This window comes from Paenibacillus sp. FSL H7-0357 (assembly GCF_000758525.1).
Classification (GTDB): Bacteria; Bacillota; Bacilli; order Paenibacillales; family Paenibacillaceae; genus Paenibacillus_AQ.
Genome location: NZ_CP009241.1, coordinates 713,551 through 735,857 on the forward strand (window position 1 = coordinate 713,551; position 22,307 = coordinate 735,857).

Annotated in this window: 18 protein-coding genes; 16 read left to right on the top strand and 2 right to left on the bottom strand. The window is 52.4% G+C overall.

Translation table 11 applies throughout. The features are described from left to right. The first annotated feature begins 4 nt into the window (after positions 1-4). The 11 genes from purQ (at position 5) to ilvA (ending at position 16,104) form a co-directional block, all read left to right on the top strand. A complete protein-coding gene (gene purQ, locus H70357_RS03180) occupies positions 5-694 on the top strand; it encodes a phosphoribosylformylglycinamidine synthase subunit PurQ (protein WP_038585669.1) in 690 nt (229 codons plus the stop codon). Next, the gene (gene purL, locus H70357_RS03185; RefSeq protein ID WP_038585673.1) at positions 672-2,918 is read left to right on the top strand and encodes a phosphoribosylformylglycinamidine synthase subunit PurL; all 2,247 of its coding nucleotides are present in this window, start codon (positions 672-674) and stop codon (positions 2,916-2,918) included. The genes purQ and purL overlap by 23 nt, the downstream gene beginning before the upstream one ends. After that, entirely contained in the window at positions 2,903-4,399 is a 1,497-nt protein-coding gene (gene purF, locus H70357_RS03190; protein ID WP_038585676.1) for an amidophosphoribosyltransferase, read from the top strand. The genes purL and purF overlap by 16 nt, the downstream gene beginning before the upstream one ends. Positions 4,400-5,087: 688 nt before the next feature. Beyond that, positions 5,088-6,128, top strand: coding sequence for a phosphoribosylformylglycinamidine cyclo-ligase (gene purM, locus H70357_RS03200; protein WP_038585681.1), 1,041 nt, complete (start codon positions 5,088-5,090; stop codon positions 6,126-6,128). Beyond that, on the top strand, positions 6,128-6,742 hold the full coding sequence (gene purN / locus H70357_RS03205; protein ID WP_038585683.1) for a phosphoribosylglycinamide formyltransferase: 615 nt from the start codon (positions 6,128-6,130) through the stop codon (positions 6,740-6,742). Before purM ends, purN begins: the two co-directional genes overlap by 1 nt. Before the next feature lie 437 nt (positions 6,743-7,179). Further along, on the top strand, positions 7,180-8,727 hold the full coding sequence (gene purH / locus H70357_RS03210; protein ID WP_038585686.1) for a bifunctional phosphoribosylaminoimidazolecarboxamide formyltransferase/IMP cyclohydrolase: 1,548 nt from the start codon (positions 7,180-7,182) through the stop codon (positions 8,725-8,727). Between the two features lie 24 nt (positions 8,728-8,751). Beyond that, on the top strand, positions 8,752-10,017 hold the full coding sequence (gene purD / locus H70357_RS03215; RefSeq protein WP_038585689.1) for a phosphoribosylamine--glycine ligase: 1,266 nt from the start codon (positions 8,752-8,754) through the stop codon (positions 10,015-10,017). Between the two features lie 288 nt (positions 10,018-10,305). Beyond that, positions 10,306-11,619, top strand: coding sequence for an SEC-C metal-binding domain-containing protein (locus tag H70357_RS03220; protein ID WP_038585691.1), 1,314 nt, complete (start codon positions 10,306-10,308; stop codon positions 11,617-11,619). A gap of 252 nt (positions 11,620-11,871) precedes the next feature. Then, entirely contained in the window at positions 11,872-12,099 is a 228-nt protein-coding gene (locus H70357_RS03225; protein WP_331281748.1) for an aspartyl-phosphate phosphatase Spo0E family protein, read from the top strand. A 426-nt stretch (positions 12,100-12,525) separates the two neighbouring features. Then, positions 12,526-14,709: a methyl-accepting chemotaxis protein gene (locus H70357_RS34120; RefSeq protein ID WP_052091794.1), complete on the top strand. Its 2,184-nt coding sequence runs from the start codon at positions 12,526-12,528 to the stop codon at positions 14,707-14,709. Between the two features lie 132 nt (positions 14,710-14,841). After that, positions 14,842-16,104 carry a threonine ammonia-lyase IlvA gene (gene ilvA / locus H70357_RS03235; RefSeq protein WP_038585695.1) on the top strand — a complete coding sequence of 421 codons (1,263 nt, stop codon included), beginning with the start codon at positions 14,842-14,844 and terminating at the stop codon, positions 16,102-16,104. Positions 16,105-16,183: 79 nt separating this feature from the next. Here ilvA and H70357_RS34930 read toward each other — a convergent pair whose 3' ends face one another. Then, on the bottom strand, positions 16,184-17,128 hold the full coding sequence (locus H70357_RS34930; RefSeq protein WP_052091795.1) for a hypothetical protein: 945 nt from the start codon (positions 17,126-17,128) through the stop codon (positions 16,184-16,186). 39 nt (positions 17,129-17,167) lie between these two features. Continuing rightward, complete coding sequence (locus H70357_RS03245; protein WP_038585699.1) at positions 17,168-17,830, bottom strand: DUF1129 family protein; 663 nt, start codon at positions 17,828-17,830, stop codon at positions 17,168-17,170. Positions 17,831-18,020: 190 nt separating this feature from the next. Here H70357_RS03245 and H70357_RS03250 point away from each other — a divergent pair, with 190 nt between their 5' ends. From H70357_RS03250 to H70357_RS03270, 5 genes are all read left to right on the top strand, one after another. Further along, complete coding sequence (locus tag H70357_RS03250) at positions 18,021-18,221, top strand: hypothetical protein (RefSeq protein WP_156130804.1); 201 nt, start codon at positions 18,021-18,023, stop codon at positions 18,219-18,221. 190 nt (positions 18,222-18,411) lie between these two features. Beyond that, positions 18,412-19,242, top strand: a complete 831-nt coding sequence (locus H70357_RS03255) for an alpha/beta hydrolase family protein (protein ID WP_038585703.1) — start codon at positions 18,412-18,414, stop codon at positions 19,240-19,242. An 85-nt stretch (positions 19,243-19,327) separates the two neighbouring features. Continuing rightward, positions 19,328-20,104 (top strand): DODA-type extradiol aromatic ring-opening family dioxygenase, encoded by a 777-nt coding sequence (locus H70357_RS03260; protein WP_038585705.1) that lies wholly within the window; start codon positions 19,328-19,330, stop codon positions 20,102-20,104. A gap of 274 nt (positions 20,105-20,378) precedes the next feature. Next, positions 20,379-21,479, top strand: a complete 1,101-nt coding sequence (locus tag H70357_RS03265; protein ID WP_038585707.1) for a DUF3048 domain-containing protein — start codon at positions 20,379-20,381, stop codon at positions 21,477-21,479. Positions 21,480-21,684: 205 nt separating this feature from the next. Further along, complete coding sequence (locus tag H70357_RS03270; RefSeq protein ID WP_038585709.1) at positions 21,685-22,302, top strand: DUF47 domain-containing protein; 618 nt, start codon at positions 21,685-21,687, stop codon at positions 22,300-22,302. The last annotated feature ends 5 nt before the right edge of the window (positions 22,303-22,307 follow it).

A 22,307-nucleotide genomic window follows, 5' to 3' on the forward strand; every position in this document is an offset into this window, starting at 1 on the left:
AGTCATGAAATTTGCTGTACTCGTCTTTCCAGGCTCCAATTGCGACATTGACTGTTATAAGGCGGTAGAAGACAGCCTTGGCGAACCCGTGGATTATGTGTGGCATACTGCGACAGACCTGTCGGCGTATGACTGCATTCTGGTACCAGGCGGCTTCTCTTATGGTGACTATCTGCGCTGCGGCGCGATTTCCCGGTTTGCTCCGGTGATGGCTGAAGTGGCCAAAGCTGCGGAGCAGGGCAAATTCGTGCTTGGCATCTGCAACGGGTTCCAGATTCTGACCGAAGCGGGACTTCTGCCGGGTGCGCTGCGCCGCAACATGTCGATGAAATTCCGCTGTCATGATACCGTGCTTAAGGTCGTTAATAACACAACCCCGTTTACTGTTGATTATGCGAAGGATGAAGAGATTGTCATTCCGATCGCGCATGGCGAAGGTAATTATTACTGTGATGAAGAGACTTTGGCGTCGCTCAAAGCAAACAATCAGATCGTATTCACATATAGCGACAATCCGAACGGCTCGGTAGCCGATATTGCAGGCGTCAGCAACGCAGCGGGCAATGTGGTTGGCATGATGCCTCACCCGGAACGTGCAGCGAACAGCCTGCTGGGCTCGGAAGACGGCAAACGGATGTTTACATCTATACTCAAAACCTGGAGGGATCGTTATGACGCAGCAAGTATCCGTTAAGGAGCCGACCGCAGAGCAAATCGCGGAGCAGAAAATCTACAGTCAATTCGGCGTGTCGGACAGCGAATATGAACTGATCACGTCCTTCATGGGCCGCAAGCCCAACTATACAGAAATCGGCGTATTCAGTGTAATGTGGTCCGAGCACTGTGCCTACAAAAATTCCAAGCCGCTTCTTAGCCGTTTCCCGACCAGCGGACCGCGTGTCCTGATGGGACCGGGCGAAGGCGCCGGCATTGTCGATATCGGTGACAACCAGGCGGTTGTATTCAAAATCGAAAGCCACAACCATCCGTCGGCGGTAGAACCCTATCAAGGTGCGGCTACAGGCGTGGGCGGGATTATCCGCGATATTTTCTCCATGGGTGCTAGACCGGTAGCGCTGCTTAACTCTCTGCGTTTCGGGAAGCTCGAGAGCGACCGGGTAAAATATTTGTTCGAGCATGTCGTGTCCGGTATCGCAGGTTACGGCAACTGTATCGGCATTCCGACCGTAGGCGGCGAAATCATGTTCGACAACAGCTATGACGGCAATCCGCTGGTCAATGCGATGTGTGTCGGACTGATCGACCATGATAAAATCCAGCGCGGTGTCGCCAAAGGTGTAGGCAATCCCGTATTCTACGTGGGTCCACCTACAGGGCGTGATGGTATTCACGGGGCGACGTTTGCCTCCGTGGAGCTGAGCGAGGAGTCGGAAGCCAAGAAGACAGCAGTGCAGGTTGGGGATCCGTTTATGGAGAAGCTGGTGATGGAATCCTGCCTGGAGCTGATCGACAGCGGCATCGTGCTTGGCATTCAGGATATGGGCGCGGCAGGCCTGACCTGCTCCAGCGCAGAAATGGCCAGCAAAGCGGGCAATGGCCTGGAGCTGTATCTGGATCAGGTACCGCAGCGTGAAGAAGGCATGACCCCTTACGAGATGATGCTGTCGGAATCACAGGAACGGATGCTGTTTGTGGTGGAGCCTAAGGATGAGGCGCAGGCACAGGAGATTTTTGACCGCTGGGGCGTCATTTGCCGCAAAGTGGGCAAGGTAACCGATGACGGCCGCCTGAAGCTGTTCCATCACGGTGAGGTTGTCGGCGATATGCCGGTAACGGCTCTTGTAGATGAGTGTCCAATCTACAACAAACCGTCCGCAGTTCCTGCTTATTATGAAGAGAATGCATCGGTCGATACTCTGCGTTATGCCGAGGTTACCGATCTGGGCGGCGCGCTGCGCACGGTACTCGCTTCCCCTACGGTAGCAAGCAAAGCATGGGTATACAACCAATATGACTATATGGTTCGCACCAGCACAGCGGTTCGTCCCGGTTCCGATGCTGCAGTGGTTACGATCCACGGCACACGCAAAGGCCTGGCAATGACTACGGACTGCAATGGCCGTTATGTTTATCTTGACCCTGAAGTCGGTGGCCGGATTGCAGTCAGCGAAGCGGCGCGCAACATTGTCTGCTCCGGAGCTAAACCGCTGGCGATTACAGATAACCTGAACTTTGGCAGTCCCGAGAAGCCGGAGATTTTCTGGCAGATGGAACGTGCGGTAGACGGCATGGCTGAAGCCTGCCGTGTGCTCGATACGCCGGTTATCGGCGGAAATGTCAGCCTGTACAACGAAAATGCCTCCGGAGCGATCTATCCGACACCGGTTGTCGGTATGGTGGGTCTCGTGGAAGATACCGATCACATTACCACTCAAGCCTTCAAGCAAGAGGGCGACGCCATTCTACTGCTTGGGGTGACTAAGGCTGAGCTTGGCGGCAGTGAGTTCCAATATGCTGTACATGGCCTGACGGAAGGCCGTCCGCCGGCACTGGATTTGGCTACTGAACAAAAGCTGCTGGATGCTGTGCTTGGCACGATCCGCGGCGGTCTGGTCCGCTCCGCGCATGACCTTTCCGAAGGCGGCCTTGCGGCTGCACTGGCAGAGAGCTGCATCAGCGGCGGTATTGGTGCTAACGTAGAGCTGTCCGCGAACGGGCTGCGGCCCGATGTGGCCTTGTTCAGCGAGAGCCAATCCCGTATCGTACTGACCGCTGCTCCTGATCGTGCGGAAGAGCTGAAAGCAGCAGTTGCCGCTTACGGCGTGCCGGTGGAAATCATCGGAACCGTTGGCGGGGACAGACTGCGCCTGGCTCTAGACGGCAAGACTGCACTGGATGAAGCTGTAACGGAATTAAAAACCATTTGGGAGGATGCTATTCCATGTCTTATGAAATAAAGACCGGGAAAGAGCAGGCGGCTCCAATCCTGTGGACCGGCGATTTTTACAACGAAGGAACGGGCTCGGGAGATATTTTTGACACTTTAAAAGAAGAATGCGGCGTATTCGGGGTCTTCGGACACCCGGAAGCCGCCTCCATGTCTTATTATGGACTGCATGCGCTGCAGCACCGGGGAGAGGAAAGCGCGGGCATCTGCGTGGCAAACGGACGCGACTTCAACTATCACCGCGGCATGGGCCTCGTCAAGGAAGTATTCGATAAGGATAAAATTGCTTCACTGGTTGGTGACATGTCCATCGGCCATGTGCGTTATTCCACCAGCGGCGACAGCCGGCTGACCAATGCGCAGCCGCTTGTCTTCAAATACCGTGACGGCGATCTGGCCATTGCCACCAACGGCAATATTGTCAACGAACCGCTGATCCGCAAGCAGCTGGAGCAAGGCGGCTCTATTTTCCAGACTACAAGCGACACCGAGGTACTGGCACATCTGATCGCACGTTCGCAGAAGGATTTTGTCGAAGCCACGAAAGATGCCCTGCAGCAGCTGGTCGGCGGTTTCGCCTTCCTGCTGATGACCAACGATAAGCTGATCGTCGCATCTGATCCGCACGGACTTCGTCCGCTCGTCATGGGCCAGCTCGGTGAAGCCTATGTCTTCGCTTCAGAGTCCTGTGCGCTTGAAGTTATCGGTGCCAAGCTGGTGCGTGATATTGAGCCGGGTGAATTGCTCGTGCTTGATAAGGACGGCTTCCGGGAAGACCGCTTCGCTGAGCCGAAGCGCAAGGCGCTTTGTGCCATGGAATATATCTATTTTGCCCGGCCGGACAGCGATCTGAACGGCTCGAACCTGCACTCCGCCCGCAAGCGGATGGGCAGCCGGATGGCGCTTGAAGCTTTTGTGGATGCGGACATTGTAACCGGCGTACCGGATTCCAGTATCTCCGCAGCCATCGGCTTTGCCGAGCAAACAGGTATCCCTTATGAGCTGGGACTGATCAAGAACAAATACACTGGCCGGACGTTCATCCAGCCGAGCCAGGAGCTTCGTGAGCAAGGTGTGAAGATGAAGCTGAGCGCCGTGCGCCGCGTCGTTGAAGGCCAGCGCGTCGTCATGATCGACGATTCCATCGTGCGCGGCACCACCTCGCGCCGGATCGTGAACCTGCTGCGTGAGGCCGGAGCGCTTGAAGTGCATGTGCGGATTACCTCGCCGCCATTCAAGAACCCATGCTTCTACGGCATTGATACACCTGATCGGCGTGAACTCATCGCCTCCTACAAGAGTATTCAGGAAATGTGCGAGGAGATCAACGCCGATTCCCTGGCCTTCCTTTCACCGGAAGGGCTGATCCAATCCATCGGCGGTTATAATAGCGATGATTACAAAGGCGGTTTATGCCTTTCCTGCTTCGACAACGATTACCCGACGCAGGTGGATTTCGGCGGGGAAGAAAAAGACGGCTGTTCCTGTTAAGCGGGTCCATCCCCCTATAGTCGAGTGGCCCATCCCCCTAAGTCCCCCTTGCGAAGGGGGATTCCGAAGGGCTCTGCCCTCCGGCCACCCGAAAGTTTGGCGGTAGGAGTTTGCTTTTAACTTGCTAAGAAGGCTGGGGTGCGGGTGCCCGCTTTGTCCCTGTGTGCTGCGCACGGCCGGGACACGCTCTACGGCGCTCCGCGCCCTGGCGGCATGCTGCCTCGCCGGGCCAAAGGCTCAAGAACCCATCCTGTTTGCTACGCAAAATCGGAGGTTCTCTCGCTTAAGGCGCGCCCGGCTTCGCCTCGCGCGCCAAAGACAAAGCTCTTAAAGCTCTCCCTTGTTTGCTGCGCAAATGCAGGGAACGCTTTTCTCGCTGAGGAGGCGCTTGTCTTTGCCAAGCGCCGAGGTCTTGCTGCTGCTGTGCAAGGCGCGTACAGCGGCTTGCGGCTGGGTTTGCCCCGGGTGGTTCGGAAGGCATGGAGAGGAATTTTGGAACTGTAGGAGCGATAGCGTTCGCCTTTATATTTGGATTTCTACCGCGAAGAGCGGTTTAAATCAGGAAATCCAAATATAACAGCGACCGGAAGTCCAAACATTCATCGCAATGGCGTCCAAGAACCACACACAGCCAATCCCTGCCGCCCCGAAACGCGCTCTAAACTAACTAATAATGAGGTGTCCAAAAGTGTCGGAAGCTTATAAAAACGCCGGAGTGGATATTGCGGCTGGCAATGAAGCCGTTGAACGCATGAAGAAGCATGTAAAGCGCACGTACCGTCCGGAGGTTATGACGGAGCTGGGAGGATTCGGCGCGCTGTTTGGTCTCAATAAGGACAAGTATGAAGAACCGGTGCTCGTATCGGGAACCGACGGCGTGGGCACAAAGCTCAAAATCGCTTTCGCGGCCGACCGCCACGACACGATTGGCATCGATGCCGTAGCCATGTGTGTGAATGATATTGTAGTACAAGGCGCAGAGCCGCTGTTCTTCCTCGATTATCTAGCCTGCGACAAGGTTGTGCCGGAGAAGATCGAGGCTATTGTTGCCGGCATCGCGGAAGGCTGCCACCAGGCAGGCTGCGCGCTCATCGGCGGCGAAACGGCTGAGATGCCGGGGATGTACTCGGCGGGCGAATATGATATCGCCGGCTTCACAGTTGGCGTAGCCGACAAAGCGAAGCTGGTTACGGGCGCGAACATCGCACCGGGAGATACGGTGATCGGTCTCGCGTCCAGCGGTGTGCACAGCAACGGCTTCTCGCTGGTACGCAAGCTTCTGCTTGAGGAAGACGGCTATGCGCTGAACGATGTGGTCCCTGAGCTTGGAGCTCCATTGGTGGATGTGCTGCTGGCTCCGACGAAGATTTATGTGAAGCCGCTGCTCGCGCTGCTGGAACAGCTGCCGGTTAAAGGCATGGCGCATATTACCGGAGGCGGGTTCATCGAGAACATTCCGCGCGTACTGCCGGATCATGTGAATGTGGAGATTAATTATGGCTCCTGGCCGATTCTGCCGATTTTCGGCTTGCTGCAGAGCAAAGGCAATGTAAGCAACCGCGATATGTTCACTACCTTCAACATGGGCGTGGGCCTGGTGCTGGTAGTGTCTGCAGAAGACGGAGAAAAAGCGCTGGAACTGCTGAAAGCAGGCGGGGAAGAGGCTTATCTGATCGGCACAGTAACGGAAGGGGAACGCAAGGTTACCTTTACGGGAGCTGAAGTGTGATGCAGTACAGCCGGATCGCTGTGTTTGCCTCCGGGCAGGGCAGCAATTTTGCTGCGCTGGTTCAGGCTCAGAACGCAGGGAAGCTTGGCAGAGGCCGCATTGAGCTGCTGGTATCTGACAGGCCGGAAGCGCTAGTGGCACAGCGTGCGGAGGAAGCGGGGATTCCTGCCCTCCTGCTGCGGCCGAAGGACTTCGCAAGCCGGGAGCTGTATGAAGCGGAGATTGTAGCTGAGCTCCAGCGCCGGGATATCGGGCTTGTCGTACTGGCGGGATATATGCGGCTGATTACTCCGGTGCTGCTTACGCCTTACGCCGGGCGCATCATCAACATTCATCCTTCTCTGCTGCCAGCCTTTGCCGGCAAGGATGCCATCGGCCAGGCATTAGACTACGGTGTGAAGCTGACGGGGGTTACGGTGCATTTTGTCGATGGGGGTATGGATACCGGACCGGTTATTGCCCAGCGCGGCGTTGCCGTAGAGGCCGAAGATACAGCGGAAACCCTTGCCGGACGAATTCATCAGGTAGAGTATGAGCTTTACCCTGAGGTAGTATCTGCTTTTGCCGCCGGGAAAATTGGACTGGACGGAAGAAAAGCCACAATTTCCGAATAGAAGTATAAGCGTTGCTGCTAAGGACAGGGAGCTTGCCATAAATGGAGTCATTCTGTGTCGCATACTATGGACATGAGCTGCGATTCCGCAGGAATTTTTAAAACAGCATTGTTTAGCACGTCTATAGCGTTAAATACTGGCGAATTGCGCGGTGCGCTGATCTTTTTATTGACAAAGGTTAATTTCTGCGGTCACTTCCGATATTTCTCGGGAAATATTGCACAAGCGGGCAAAGGGTGTCGGAGAGTGATGGAATGCCTGATTTATGCCTTAGGAAGAATGCTGTAAGCTGATGGAATTTTAGTGATTTGGCAAGACTGGTTTATTCGGGTGAAAGAGCTTGTAGATCAGTTATACAAGTTTAGGGCATCACATTGTTAAGCATTAACCATTCAAACACAACTAATCGGGCATCATCCGGAGGAGGACTATTCAAAGTGAGTATCAAAAGAGCGCTGGTCAGCGTATCGGATAAACAGGGCATCGTGGATTTTTGCCGCGAGTTGTCTACATTGGGCGTAGAAATCATCTCCACAGGCGGCACTAGCACACTTTTGGCTAAAGAAGGTGTACCAGTCATCGGTATTTCCGATGTCACAGGGTTCCCGGAAATTATGGACGGACGCGTCAAAACGCTGCATCCCGCCGTACACAGCGGACTGCTGGCAGTTCGTGACAACGAGGAGCACACGCGTCAGATGACCGAGCTTGGGCTGGACTACATCGATCTGGTCGTGGTGAACCTGTATCCGTTCGCGGAGACGATCGCCAAGCCGGATGTATCGTACGAGGAAGCTATCGAGAACATCGATATCGGCGGACCGACGATGCTGCGTTCGGCGGCGAAAAACCATGCTTTTGTCAGTGTGGTGGTGGATGCGGCCGATTATGCAGGTGTGCTTGATGAGGTACGTGCAGGCGGAGATACGACCCTTGAGACCCGCAAACGTCTTGCGGCAAAAGTGTTCCGCCATACGGCGGCTTACGATGCCCTGATTGCCGATTATTTGGCTAATGTGACCGGTGAACCGCTGCCGGAGCGCTATACGGTGACTTACGAGAAGATTCAGGATCTGCGTTACGGAGAGAACCCGCATCAGAAGGCGGCGTTCTACCGCAAGCCGCTCGCTGCGCAGGATACGCTGACGGCTGCCGAGCAGCTGCACGGCAAAGAGCTGTCTTACAACAACATTAACGATGCCAATGCGGCGCTGCAAATCGTCAAAGAATTCGAAGAGCCGGCGGTTGTGGCCGTTAAGCATATGAATCCATGCGGCGTGGGCGTGGGCGCAAGTGTATACGAGGCTTACCAAAAAGCCTACAATGCTGATCCAACCTCTATTTTCGGCGGGATTGTGGCTGCGAACCGTATTATTGATGCGGATACCGCTAACCTGCTGAAGGATATTTTCCTGGAAATCGTACTGGCACCGGGCTTCACAGATGAAGCGCTGGAGATCCTTACGAAGAAGAAGAACATCCGCCTGCTCAAAATCGGCAGCTTAAGCACGGCCTCTGCACGCAAGAGCAGCTTTGTCGTTACCTCCATTGAGGGCGGTATGGTAGTGCAGGAGAGCGATGTGCACTCCGTGAACCCGGAAGAGCTTCAAGTGGTCACAAGCCGCAAGCCAACCGAAGAAGAGCTCAAGCAGCTGCTGTTCGGCTGGAAAGTAGTTAAGCATGTGAAGTCCAATGCGATTGTACTGGCGGCGGATGATATGACCGTTGGTGTAGGCGCCGGACAAATGAACCGTGTCGGAGCGGCCAAAATTGCCATTGAACAGGCCGGAGAGAAGTCCAAAGGCGCTGTACTGGCTTCCGATGCCTTTTTCCCGATGGGCGACACGCTGGAAATGGCTGCGAAGGCTGGAATTACCGCAGTTATTCAACCGGGCGGCTCGATCAAGGATGAGGAATCCATCAAGGTTGCAAATGAATATGGAATTGCCATGGTCTTCACCGGCGTCCGCCATTTCAAACACTAGAGGCCCGGGGAGGATTTCGTTTATATGGATATTTTAGTGGTTGGCGGCGGGGGCCGGGAGCATGCGATCATCTGGAGTCTGTCTCAAAGCCCAAAAGCCGGTAAAATCTACTGTGCACCCGGCAATGCCGGGATCGCGCAGCTTGCTGAATGTGTGCCGATTGGCGTGTTCGAATTCGACAGGCTGACTGCCTTTGCCAAGGAACGTGAGGTTGGTCTTGTAGTCATTGGACCGGATGATCCGCTCGCGGCAGGTATCGTTGATGCCTTTGAAGCGCAGAATATTCCTGTATTTGGGCCGCGCAAGAATGCAGCTGAAATCGAAGGCAGCAAAACGTTTATGAAGGATCTGCTGCACAAATACAGCATCCCGACAGCAGCCTACGAGAAGTTCAGCGGTTATGAAGCAGCGCTTGCTTATTTGCGCGCACAGGAGCTGCCGATCGTCATCAAGGCCGACGGCCTGGCTGCCGGCAAAGGCGTTACCGTAGCTTATTCGCGTGAAGAAGCCGAGCAGGCGCTGCGTGATATTATGGTGGACAAGGTATTCGGAGAAGCCGGTGCGCAGGTAGTCATCGAAGAATTCCTCGCGGGGCAGGAAATGTCGATTCTTGCGTTTGTTGACGGTGAAACGGTGCGGCCAATGGCGGCGGCGCAGGATCACAAGCCGATATTCGACGGCGACAAAGGACCGAACACCGGCGGAATGGGCACGTATTCGCCTCTGCCGCACATCGCTGAGGATATTATCCGCGAGGCGGTGGAGACGATCATCGAGCCAACAGCCAAAGCCATGGTGGCCGAAGGCCGCCCTTTTAGCGGCGTACTGTTTGCCGGGCTGATGATTTCACCGGATGGCAAGCCGAAGACGATTGAGTTCAATGCCCGCTTCGGCGATCCCGAGACGCAGGTCGTACTGCCTAGGCTGAAGAGTGATCTGCTGGAGATTTTTCTAGCTGTCACTGAGGGCAGGCTGGCGGATATTGAGATTCAGTGGAGCGATGAAGCGGCTGTATGCGTAGTGCTGGCTTCAGAGGGTTATCCGGGTCCTTATCCTAAAGACGTGCCTATCTCCGGTCTGGAGAGCAGCCAGGACGCACTGATCTTCCATGCCGGGACGGCACGCGGTGAAGATGGAAGCTGGGTTACGAATGGCGGACGGGTGCTTGGTGTTGTCGGCAGGGGCGCGAGTATTGCGGATGCCCGTGCGGCCGCATACGCCAGTGCAGAAACCATATCTTTCCAGGGAAAGCAGAACCGCAGTGACATCGCCATGAAGGCGCTCATCTGAGGATAAAGGACTGCAACCTAGCAAATTTTTACGCTATTAGTCCCAAAAAAGGACTGACAAGTGATAGAAGAAGTGCTATAATACAATTCGTACGGGGGAAAATGTGCGGATATATACAGATAAAGGGTCTTTCCTTTCATGGAAAGGCCTTTTTTAAATTAGGTTTTTGGAGTGCCCGTGAAGTTCCCGTAATATAGAATACGTCTTGCCGGGAAATGATACTTATAGTGCAAAAGTAGCGATGCGCTTATGTGTATGGCTAGTCACAGATTTAAGGGGGAATTATTTTTGAGTAAGGTTGGAAGAAATGACTTGTGCCCATGTGGAAGCGGGAAAAAATATAAAAGATGCTGCCTTGGTAAAGAAACCTCAGCGGTTGAATCCATACTGCGGCTCGTAACAACGGAGGAGGCAGCAGCCCATGAGGCTGTAGTAACTGAACCTGTCATGAGCCCTGAGGCGTTGGAACCTGTCCTTCGTCCAGAGAGCAAGCTTACCCTGACCAAGCTGAAAAAGATGGTAACACGCGAGCTAAAATGGGAGCATCCGGCCCACGAGCAGCTGGCGATGCAGCTTATCGAAAGCATGAGAAACCAGTATGAGCGGGAGCTGATTTTTGAAGCATTAGTGCTTTGGAACGGCTTCTCCCGCCAGACTAAACCTGCTGTGAAGAAAATGGGCTCCTTCTGTGCCGCGATCGAGTATTTGCTGTCCGAGGAGTACGGCTTTATGATTTCGCAGGCTGAACTTGCAACCAAATATGAGGTTACTGCGGCTACGATTTCCCGCAAGGTTAAGGAAATGCTTAACTACGTGGAGGAATACGGCATGGGCGGCGAGTCTGACGAGCTGCTAGTGCTGAACGGTCCGGGTACTCCTAAGGAGAAAGCACAGGCCCTTCTGTATCAGGCAGCGGAAGCCACTTCTACCAAACGGCGGATTCAACTGGCTGAAGCTGCACTTGAATTATATCCGGACAATTCCGACGCTTATCTTATTCTGGCTGAGGAATCGGAGAATGAGCAGGAGGCGCGTGCCTACCTCAAAGCGGGAATTGCTGCGGGTGAGCGTGAGCTGGGGGAGCTGTATTTTAACCAAAATAAAGGATACTTCTGGGGCCTGCATGAAACCCGGCCATACATCCGTGTCTGCAAGAGCTATGCCGAGTCTTGCTGGTTCAGTGGCAACGCGGAAGAAGCGGCGCAGATGCTGGAACGCATCATGGAGCTTAATCCGGAAGACAATACCGGTGCGCGTTATTTGCTGGCGGCTGCGTACTTGTACACCAACCGGTTGAATGATGCAGAACGTGTGCTGAAGAAATATGGCAAGGATGATGCCGCGGCTGCGTTTGCCTATGACCGGATTGTCCTTGAATACAAGAAGAACGGAATCACTTCCCAGCTCAAGATGCTGTACCGTGTGGCGCGTGGCGTGAACAAGCATGTGCCGGATTATTTACTGGGCGTGAAGCGGCTGCCGCATAACCTGCCGGATTTTGTAGGCTTGGGAGATTCTAATGAAGCGATTGAATATGTCATCATGCACTCCCGTTTATGGGCAAGCATGCCGGACCTGCTCAAGTGGATGCTGAAGCAATAGTTCATCATATGATGTATACCGGACACAGCCGCTCAGGCTGTGTTTTTTTTAATTTAAAGATAAGAATTTATATGCTTCACGCTATAAATTATCCTTCTATTTCTCGCTGAAACGGATACCGTCCTTTTGAGGACGGCGAAGCCGTTTCCACTTGATAGGGGAGGTTCTCTGAAAAAAATTTTCACCCGGAAAAAGAAATACTCTTCTAAAATACTTAAATGAGGAGGGATAAGAGTGAAGGAAGCGGAATGTTTGAAACAACGCATTGAACAAGCCCGGTATAAGCTGAATAAGTTGGAAAATCAATATACTCTGGGCCATCCCGCCGTGCTCCATCAATCGATGGTGCTCGACGAACTTATAAATGAATACAACAGGAGTTCTGGCACGCGTACAGCCATGAAATCGTTCCATAGCAACAATGAACCTGTAAACGAGGAGCTTTGGCCTACCCACTCCCTGCGTCTCCGGTATGTCTGAACACAGAAGGATTAAAAGTTAAAGTTATAAAAACTTGCGTGGTTGCGGCAAATCGTTTGCACAATCTTCGAAGTATCATCTGGTGCCGCAACTGCAATCCTCTCCCAGCGCTAAGCTTTAAGAATATATCGGATCACCTCCCTCTTCACTCTCTATTTAATCCCCTAACTGATATAAATCCTCACATAAAAACCAACGAAATCCTTGATATCAGCATAAATAGGGTCGAATCACGCATTTTTACATAAAAATGTGTTTTTTATTATGCTCTTTTGTGAAAATACCTGACATGGACACAGTTTTTTCACAGCTCGAGGTAAAACGGTAAAGGGATAAAGGGATTTTTTGCAGAAATAAGTCGAAAACAAGGAAACATTCATAGAGAGAGTATTGTCGGCCCATATTTTATGGAAGGCGGGGAGTCCTATGGCACTAAGAAAAAATAAGGAAGAGAAGATCAAGAACGGGCTGCAGCCTGAGCTTAAGGTTGTGGAGAAGAAGGAGCCGGATCAACCGGCTGTACAGGAAAAGAAGGTAAGCGGCCTGTTCTCCGCATTGCGTTCAATGATTCGAACCTTTAGCAATATGGGTATCCGCGGCAAGCTGTTTTTGTCCGTGATTTTATCTGTCGTTGCTATTTTCGTTATTGTATCGGTTGTGATCTACAGCAATGCGAAACAAATTATTGTAGATGATCTGAACAGCTCGCTGACCTATGAGAAGGAGAAAATCAGTGTAAAGGTCAATGACCTGCTTCGGCCTGCTATGAACAGTGTGGAGCTGCTCAATGCCAATGCTTATGTCCGTGACTTCATTGATCGGGCAGACTCCGGGGATACGCTAAAGACGACAAACGGCTATAGTGAACTGATCCGTACACTTAACCTGATTAAGGACAACAACAAAAACCTGCTGAACGTATATGTGGGAGTGGATGCGCTAAACAAAGTGATTACCCAGGATGAGTTTGAACCTCCGGCAGATTTTAATCTGAAGGAACGCGACTGGTATGCGGTGACGGCCAAGAATAACCGTGTTACAGTTACAGACCCTTATATTGATGCCGGCTCGGGCAAGATGGTAGTCAGTGTCAGTGCGCCGATTCTGAATGATGCCGGCAAGCTGATTGGAGTGGCGGGAGCGGATATCTCCACGGAGCAAATAACACAGGCGTTGAGTGCTTTTAACTATAAGGGCAGCGGTTTTGCTGTACTGATTGATAAGACCGGTACGTTCATCTATCATCCGGACAGCGATAATATTCTGCTGAAGAAGATGGGCGATCTCGGCGAGGACTGGAAAGCAGTCGGTGATAAAATGACTGAGTGGGGCTCCAATGTCATCCAGACGGATATCGACGGAAAGGCAAGCTATGTATCCTATTCCCCTGCGGTGGAGAACCAGTGGTCGGTAGCGCTGATTGTACCTGAAAAAAATGCGGAGAAGGAACTGCAGATGTTCAAACTGATCTTCATGCTCTCCATCATCGCTTCTATAGTGGTGATGTCCGTGCTGCTCTATTTTGTCTCCAACAGCATTCTGAAGCAGATTCCGATCCTGACTGCTGCTTTCCAGAAGGCGATGTCCGGTGATTTGTCGGTACGGGCCAAGGTTACAGCTAAAGGAGAAATCGGAGTGTTGGCGCACGGCTTCAACGAGATGATCTCTTCGCAGCAGGCGCTGATTCAGGACATTATGAGCAGCTCGCAGAGCATTTCAGGCGCTGTAGACAATACGGAGAAAAATGTATCAGCGCTGGACGGAAGCATCTCTGAGATCTCGGCCATTACGGAGGAATTATCGGCTGGAATGCAGCAGACGGCTGCCTCGATGGAGGAAATGAACGCCAGCACGAATGAAATCGGGCATGCGGTCAGCGGTATTGCCCGCAAAGCCCAGGAGGGTGCTGATGCTGCCAGTGCGATCAATGAGCGGGCCGAACGGCTCAAGGAGGGGGCGTTCCGCTCGCGGAAGCAAGCGGACGAGATGTATGGAGAGAGCGAAGTGAAGCTGCGGAGCGCGATAGAGCAATCGAAATCCATCTCACGGATTGGCGCCTTAACTAGTGCGATTCTGGAGATTGCTGCCCAGACCAATCTGCTGTCGCTGAACGCATCGATTGAAGCGGCCAGAGCGGGAGAAGCGGGCCGGGGATTCGCTGTTGTGGCGGAGGAGATCCGCAAGCTGGCCGACAACTCGCGAGACACGGTGACTGAGATTCAGGAGGCAACGGAGGCCGTAGTTAGAGCGGTGTCCGGCCTGGTGGAGGGGGCGGAGGGTATGCTGCGCTTTATGGACCAGCAGGTGCTGCAGGACTATAATTCCATGCAGGAGACGGGCCGGCAGTACAGCGAGGATGCCAAATATATCGATGAGCTGGTAACGGACTTTAGCGCCACCACCGAGCAGCTGCTGGCTTCCATCCAGAGTATGCTCACCGCAATCAGCGAGACCAGCAGTGCCACGAATGAGGGAGCTGAGGGCGCGGGGAGCATCGCTGCCCAAGCCGAGCAGATTATTGGCAAATCCGGGGGCATCGTGGCCGAGATGGAAGAAATCAAATACAGCTCCGCCCAATTGCTGACAACGGTATCCAGATTCAAAGCCTAACTGCCGAACTAGGACCGTATATAAAAGGTATTCATGTGTTGCCCGGAGAGGACAATGCTTGATAAAATGTCCTTGGAAGAGTATGTTACAAGAAGCAAATAGATTAGATAGAGACAGTGAGGCGAGGAATTGATGAGAGAAGGCGAAAACCGGATCGTAGGAATGGAAGATATTGTGCGGGCACACCATGTGCTGCGGGAGGTTATCGTCCGTACACCGCTGCAGCTGGATGCGGTGTTGTCGGCCAAATACGGCTGCAATGTGTATTTGAAACGTGAGGACTTGCAGATTGTCCGTTCTTTCAAGATTCGCGGCGCGTACAATATGATTCGCAGCTTGTCTGCGGAGGATAGAAGCAAGGGAATCGTCTGTGCCAGCGCGGGAAACCATGCGCAGGGCGTGGCGTATTCCTGCAAAGCACTAGGCATTATGGGCAAGATCTATATGCCAACCACCACCCCCAACCAGAAGATCAAACAGGTCCGGCGGTTCGGCGGTGAATATGTTGAGGTTATTCTGAAGGGGGATACCTTCGACGATGCGTATGATGAAGCCTTGCAGGCTTGTATTGATCACGGGATGACACTGATCCATCCCTTCGATGAACCGCGTATTATCGCCGGCAACGGGACGGTTGCCATGGAGATTATGGAAAGTTTGGACAAGCCGGCGGACTTCATGTTCGTTACCATCGGCGGGGGCGGTCTGGCTGCCGGTGTAGCCACCTACGTGAAAACTGTAAGCCCGAATACCAAGGTGATTGGTGTAGAGCCGACTGGTGCGGCTTCCATGAGTGAAGCCATGAACAACGGGGCTGTAGTGACCCTTGAAGAAATCAATAAGTTTGTGGACGGCGCAGCCGTGAAGCGTGTCGGCGGACTTACCTATGATATCTGCTCCCGGCATCTGGATGACGTTATTAAAGTGCCGGAGGGCAAGGCGTGCACGACAATTCTGGAGCTGTACAACGAAAATGCCATTGTCGTTGAACCGGCAGGCTCGCTGCCCATGGCTGCGCTTGATCAGTACCGTGATCAAATCCGCGGCAAGACGGTGGTCTGCATCGTGAGCGGCGGCAACAATGACATTGACCGGATGCAGGAAATTAAAGAACGGTCATTGATTTATGAAGGTCTGAAGCATTACTTTATGGTCAACTTTCCGCAGCGGGCCGGTGCACTGCGTGAGTTCCTGGCCGAGGTGCTTGGACCTAACGATGATATTACACGGTTCGAGTATACGAAGAAGAATGACAAGGAGAACGGCCCGGCGCTGGTCGGCATCGAGCTTCTGAACACAGATGACTACGCCCCGCTGATCGAACGGATGCAGCAGAAGGGTCTTGATTATACCGAGATCAACAAGGATCCCAATCTGTTTAATATGCTGATTTAAGCAGGGAAACACCGGTTACCGGTTATCTATGCAAAATGCCCGCCCCCGAAACAGCAGGGGGCGGGCATTTTTGCATAGTTCAGGTGAGGGGGACTTCTGTCTTCAGATACTGCTGGACACCTTCATCAAGCTTATAGCCATTTTCCTTCAACAGCTTCATAAGGCCATCCAGCTTCTGGAGAATTTGACTGCTGCCGTTGTGCTTGGCCAGTATGCTGCTATAGGCTTTCTGGGCTTCCAGATCCATCTCCAGATTGTCATAGTGGAAGAGCGGCGTATTGTTCTGCCCATAGAAAGTATCGCCAACATACATGGAATACAGCGACTTAACTGCCGCGATCCGGTTCGATTTGGGGTAGGACAGGGTGAACTCTTCCTGGGACAGCGCCCGGGCAACCACATCCGTCCAGGAAATCACAAGGCCGTTGTCCTTGGATGAAGGAAGCTCCGACTCGATGGCCATAATCGTAATATAATCGCGGATGTCATCCGTAACATACATTTTATATCTGCGGTAGGTTGAATAATCGATGATTGGAAAAAAAGTCCCTTCCGCATTCTCCAGCTTGTAGCCGCTCTCTCCGGCGCTCTTCAGCAGGCTGCTCAAGGCAGCATCCTCTGTACTCTCGGCAAGCTTGGCCATGCTGCTGCCCTCTTTGTAGATGGAGGTGAGTTTACGCTGGATTTCGTTGCTGCTGAATCTGCTCTCCCAGGATTGCAGCAGCGATTTTTGCAGATTCTCCAGCCTCAGGGTCATTAATGCCGCCTGATAGGGGGTGACCGAGTAAATGTTGCTGTTCAGGTAGCTGATTCCCTGATGAAGCGTGCTGGAAGATTTCAGCAGCGACAAGGTCGTTTTATAGACCGCTTCGGCATGTTGCTTCTTGGCGGCTTCAGTTACCACTGATTTGGAGGCTCCGGCAGATGCGGCGGCTGATCCTTCCGCCTGCACGGGTGCAGCGAAGCCCGGCTGGATTCCCAGTACTGCAGCAATAACCGCGGTTAGTATGATGTGCTTCTTCATGGAAGTTCCTCCTGTTTGGTCGGAAGTAGAATAAGAAATCTATGATCTGAAGAATATAAGTTTCAGTCCAAGCCCTCCGCCCAGACACAGAATCAGGCTCACCCAGGGGGAGATAGAGATGACCGGAAACAAGTTTTCGAGGAATGCCCCGGCAAATACGGCGATGATGACGATCACGACATAGACGCCCAGCCCTTTGAGATCGAAGGGTTTAGGTCTGGGTGCATCGCTTTCGGACAGGGAGGACAGCCATTTCATAAGCAGTTCAATAATAACCACGGAGCCTGCGCCTACGAGCAGAATCGTAAACAGGCTGATCTGGCTGAATATGCCTGCTGATCCGGTGATCCATAACAGGATGAGCCCGGCAATCGCGAGTACGGCGAACAGACTCGTCAGAGATGCCCAGGATATCATCAAGTAATAGTTCCACTGGCTGCGCATAGGGCGTTCAGGAATGCTGTCTATGATCTCCCGGAAATAATCTCCCGGATGCTCTCCGAATATTTGCTTGGCATCTTTGCCGTTACTCTGTTCCCGCAGCATAAGGTTTGCTGCTTCCAGCAGCAGTTCCTCCGCGCGGACAGCTTCTACCCGGCTGCTCCGCATCTCCAGAATCATATCTTCCATATAAAAGCGGTTAGATGGTGTCATCTGCTCGCGCAGAACGTTATTTTGTTTAATCATAGCTTTGACTTTCATAGTATGGATGTAAACCTCCAGTAGTCTTGATCGAGATAGCCTATAACCTAGAGTATACGGTTGGGCGGCTGTTGTGTGCAAGGACATCCATTTTCCTGTCCCGTGAATAATCCTTTTGGAAGAGTGAACACTGATAATGAAGTTTGAAGTTGCTTCACCAAATACAGCTTATAGGAAGGCAGGCAGCGTTATGGGACATGAGAAAAAAGAAGAACCAGGCAAATTCATGGGTGACGGCTTCGCGCCTGCGCAGGCTAATGAAGTGGGCGATTGGGGCAATTCCGACGGCTTCAGCCTGTGGGACGCAGCGGGGCAGGACCAGGATAACGGCCTGGAGGATTGGGAAGGCAGACGGGAAACCCATGATATGTTTCACGACAGCTACGATTGAGTGAGTTTTGCGGACAGGGGCCTCTTTTGTTCCTTTGGGAGCGGAAGGGGCCTTTTCGGTCATTATTGATTTCCGCTGGCTTCTTGTTGACAATAATAGCGTAAACCGTATAATAAAGATATAAATCACACTAAATTAATCGGAATTATTGTACTTTGGAATAGCTTTACTTTTAGAGGAGGATACGGCCATGGAACGGAACATTATTATCCGGCATAACCAGGAGGAGCTCACAGCAAGCATACACTATCCATCGCGTGAAAAGGGGAGCAGCGGCCGCTGCAAGGACCGTGTGCCTCTGGCGGTTATTTGCCATGGTTTTGTAGGCAGCCGGATCGGCGTTGACCGGATCTTTGTCAAGGCTGCCCGTGAATTGGCGCAGGACGGATATATGGTGATCCGCTTTGATTATGCGGGATGCGGAGAGAGCACCGGGAATTACGGCAGCGAGGATATGGAATCCATGATTGCCCAGACCCGGGCTGTGCTTGATTACGGGATCGGTTCTGCAGATGTGGATCCGCAACGCGTTACGCTTATCGGACACAGTCTCGGCGGTGCCGTAGCTCTCTTGACCGGAGTCCGCGACCGGAGGGTGAAGAATCTGGTCCTGTGGTCTGCCGTCGGCTATCCGTTCAATGATATCGTAAAGATTGTAGGAAGGGAAGCTTATGACCGGTCGGTGAAGAGCGGGTCGTCCGATTACGCCGGATATACGTTTACTCCGGTATATTTCAACTCGCTGGCTGCTTTCCAGCCTTTTCAGGAGGCCGGCAAGTTCAGTGGAGATGTGCTCGTTATTCATGGAACCTCCGACGATGTCATTCCGGTTGATTATGCCTTCCTTTATCAGAAGCTGTTCTGGACCCGGCCGGAGGGACGCTGCGACAAGGAGATCATTTTTCAGGGAGACCATACCTTTTCCTCAGGCCCGGCGCAGGAGCAGGTGCTGAAACGGACCCGGGAGTGGATGAACCAGCAGGAGCATCTGCAGCAGGAATGGCAGAACTGGATGATATAGGTGATATGTAGCATTAGCAATAACTGTGATTTAGCGGTAAAATAAAGGGGCACACCATATACTGGGTTATGGAGGTTGGCACCCTATGAAATTACCGGCATTTTTTATTGCGCACGGTTCTCCGCTCCTCGCTCTGGAGGATAATGAGTACACCCGTTTCCTGGAGCGGCTTGGTCAGGATCTGGGGAAGCTCCGCGGTATTGTAGTTTTCTCCGCGCATTGGGATAGCCCTGAGCAGCTGATTACCGTGGACGCACAGCATGAGACGCAGCATGATTTCTATGGATTTCCGGAAGAAATGTATTCGCTGACCTATCCTGCCCCGGGTGATCCCGCACTCAGCAACCGTATTTCCGAGCTCTTCAAGGAGAATAATCTCGCCCATCAGCCTGTTCTGGGGCGCGGCCTTGATCATGGCGTATGGGTGATCCTGAAGAAGATGTTCCCGCAGGCCGATATTCCGGTAGTGGCTTTATCCGTCGATTCTTTGCGCTCTCCCGAGGAACAGTATACTATCGGGCGAATGCTGGCTCCGCTGCGGGATGAGGGAATACTGCTGATTGGAAGCGGAGGATTAGTCCACAATCTGCGGCTGCTCAAGCAGGATGATACACCCGAGCAATGGGCACTCGATTTCGATGCGTGGGTTGCCAAAGGACTTGCGGCATGGGATCTGCCGTCTTTGTTCGCGTACGAGAAGCAGGCACCACATGTGCGCGAAGCGGTTCCGTCTTATGGAAGGGAACATTTTGTTCCGCTCTTCTATATTATGGGCACCGCAGATGAAGGCAAGCGGGCACAACTGATGATTCAGGCGTATCAATACGGAACACTCAGCCTGAACTGCTGGATGGTAGACTAGCGCAAATTCATACAATAAACATAGGATACAGCCGATAGCGGGCTGTATCCTTTTTATTTTGCGGATGAAGAAGGCAGTGTGCAAGACAAATCTGCTAGCCTGTGATTAAATGGAAGAAACGCGATACGGGTTTTGTACGAAGTGAATTTTGTACGGAGTGAATTCAAAGAAGTAAAGCTACAAAACTTTAAGCACATGCTTTCGAAGCCAGTTTTGTACGGAGTAGAATCTATGAAGTTAAGCTCACAAAACTTTTAGGAGGAACAACAAGTTTATGACCATGAACCGCTATTCTTCCCGTCTCATATCCGGTCTTATGCTTACTGCACTGCTGCTCTCCGCCTGCGGAACACCAAGCGCGGAGAATCTGCCTGCCCCGTCCCCATCGCCAACACTGTCTCCGGTGCCAACTGCTTCCATAGAGCCGTCGCCGACAACCGATCCTGCTAACACGGGGCAGTTGTCCGGATTGACCGGGCTTCCGGTGCAAGGGGAGCTGCTGAGGCCTTTGGCTGTAATGATCAATAATGCACCCGCTGCCCGGCCGCAGTCCGGTATCAGCGAAGCGGACATTCTGTACGAAGTGTTGGCTGAAGGCGGAATTACCCGGCTGATCGGGATCTTCCAGAGTCATACCGGAGTCGTCAAAATCGGACCTATCCGCAGTATCCGCCCTTATCTGATCGATATCGGTGAGAGTTATGGGGCGGTCACGGTACATGCCGGCGGCAGTCCTGCTGCATATGCGATTCTGCAAGGTCAGAAGAAGGAGGATATGGATGAGATCGGCCGGGCCGGTGCCTATTTCTGGCGGGACAAGGAGCGCAAAGCTCCGCATAACCTCTACAGCAATGCAGCCAAGCTGCGGGAGGGTGCCGGAAGGCTGGGGTATGCGGAGAAAGCCCAGGTTCCCGGGTATCCATTCACCGATCCGGATTTCTTGCCGACTGAAGGTGAGGCTGCTGTGGAGTTAAATGTTAACTTTCTGCTGACAAGTTATAACGTAGGTTATAAATATAATCCCGAGACGCGGACCTACCTGCGCTGGGTGAACGGGAAGCCGCATTTGGATCTGAATAATGCCAGTCCTGTGGAAGCGGCGAATGTCATGGTGATTGGATCGGACCATAAGGTGCTGGATGATGTCGGCAGACTGCAGATTGATGTGGAGCTGGGCGGCGAAGCGCTGCTGTTTCAGCGCGGGCAGGTGATCAAAGGCAAATGGTCACGCAAGCCGGACGATGTCATCCGGTTTGTGAAGAGTGACGGGACAGAAGCGCTGATGTATCCAGGCATCACACATATTCTGATCGTCCCTAATGCGCCAGCCTTCAGCAGCCATGTGAACTATACAGCGGTTCCAAGTACAACGTGATTCCAAACCTGAAAAATGGCTGTTCAGAGAATTATTTCTGTTATTACTGGGAATTGTTAATATAGTGTAAAAAAGTTCGTTCTTTTTACTTCTATCCCTTCTATTGATATGATAAGATAACAAGGGTTGTCATTCATTTTCATGCTGTTTACATATGAGTGGCTTCAAGTTTTCACGGCAATTTTATGTAAAGGGGTTTAAACTAATGAAGTTTAAAAAAAAGGACATTTTCTTTGAGACGCTGGAAAATATGGCTGACACCATTGTCCAGGCTGCGGATTACTTCGCTCAGAATATTACAACTCTCCAGGAGAATGTCGAAAACTTCGCTGCGGTGATGAAGAAGTACGAATCCCAATGCGATACTTACACGCACACCGTTATTAAAGAGTTGAACAAGACGTTCATCACGCCGCTGGAACGCGACGACATTATGGACTTAATTACCAGTATGGACGATGTCATTGACGGCCTGGAAGCTTCGGCCTCGCGTTTCTATATGTATAACCTGCTGGACCCTGATGAATATATCGTTCAATTCGCGGAAATTCTGCGCCAATCTGCCTATGAAATCCAAAAAGCCGTTCATTTGCTGTCCCAGAAGAAACTCCTGGCGATTCGTGAGTATACCATTCGTCTGAATGATCTGGAGAATCAAGGGGATGAAGTGCTTCGCATTTGCACCAAAGCCTTATTCGAGACCGTAAAAGACCCGATTGAGCTGATCAAGCGCAAAGAGCTGTATGAGCGGTTGGAGACGACCACGGATAAATGTGAAGACGTAGCCAACATGCTGGAATCAATCATCATGCGCAACTCATAAGGGGC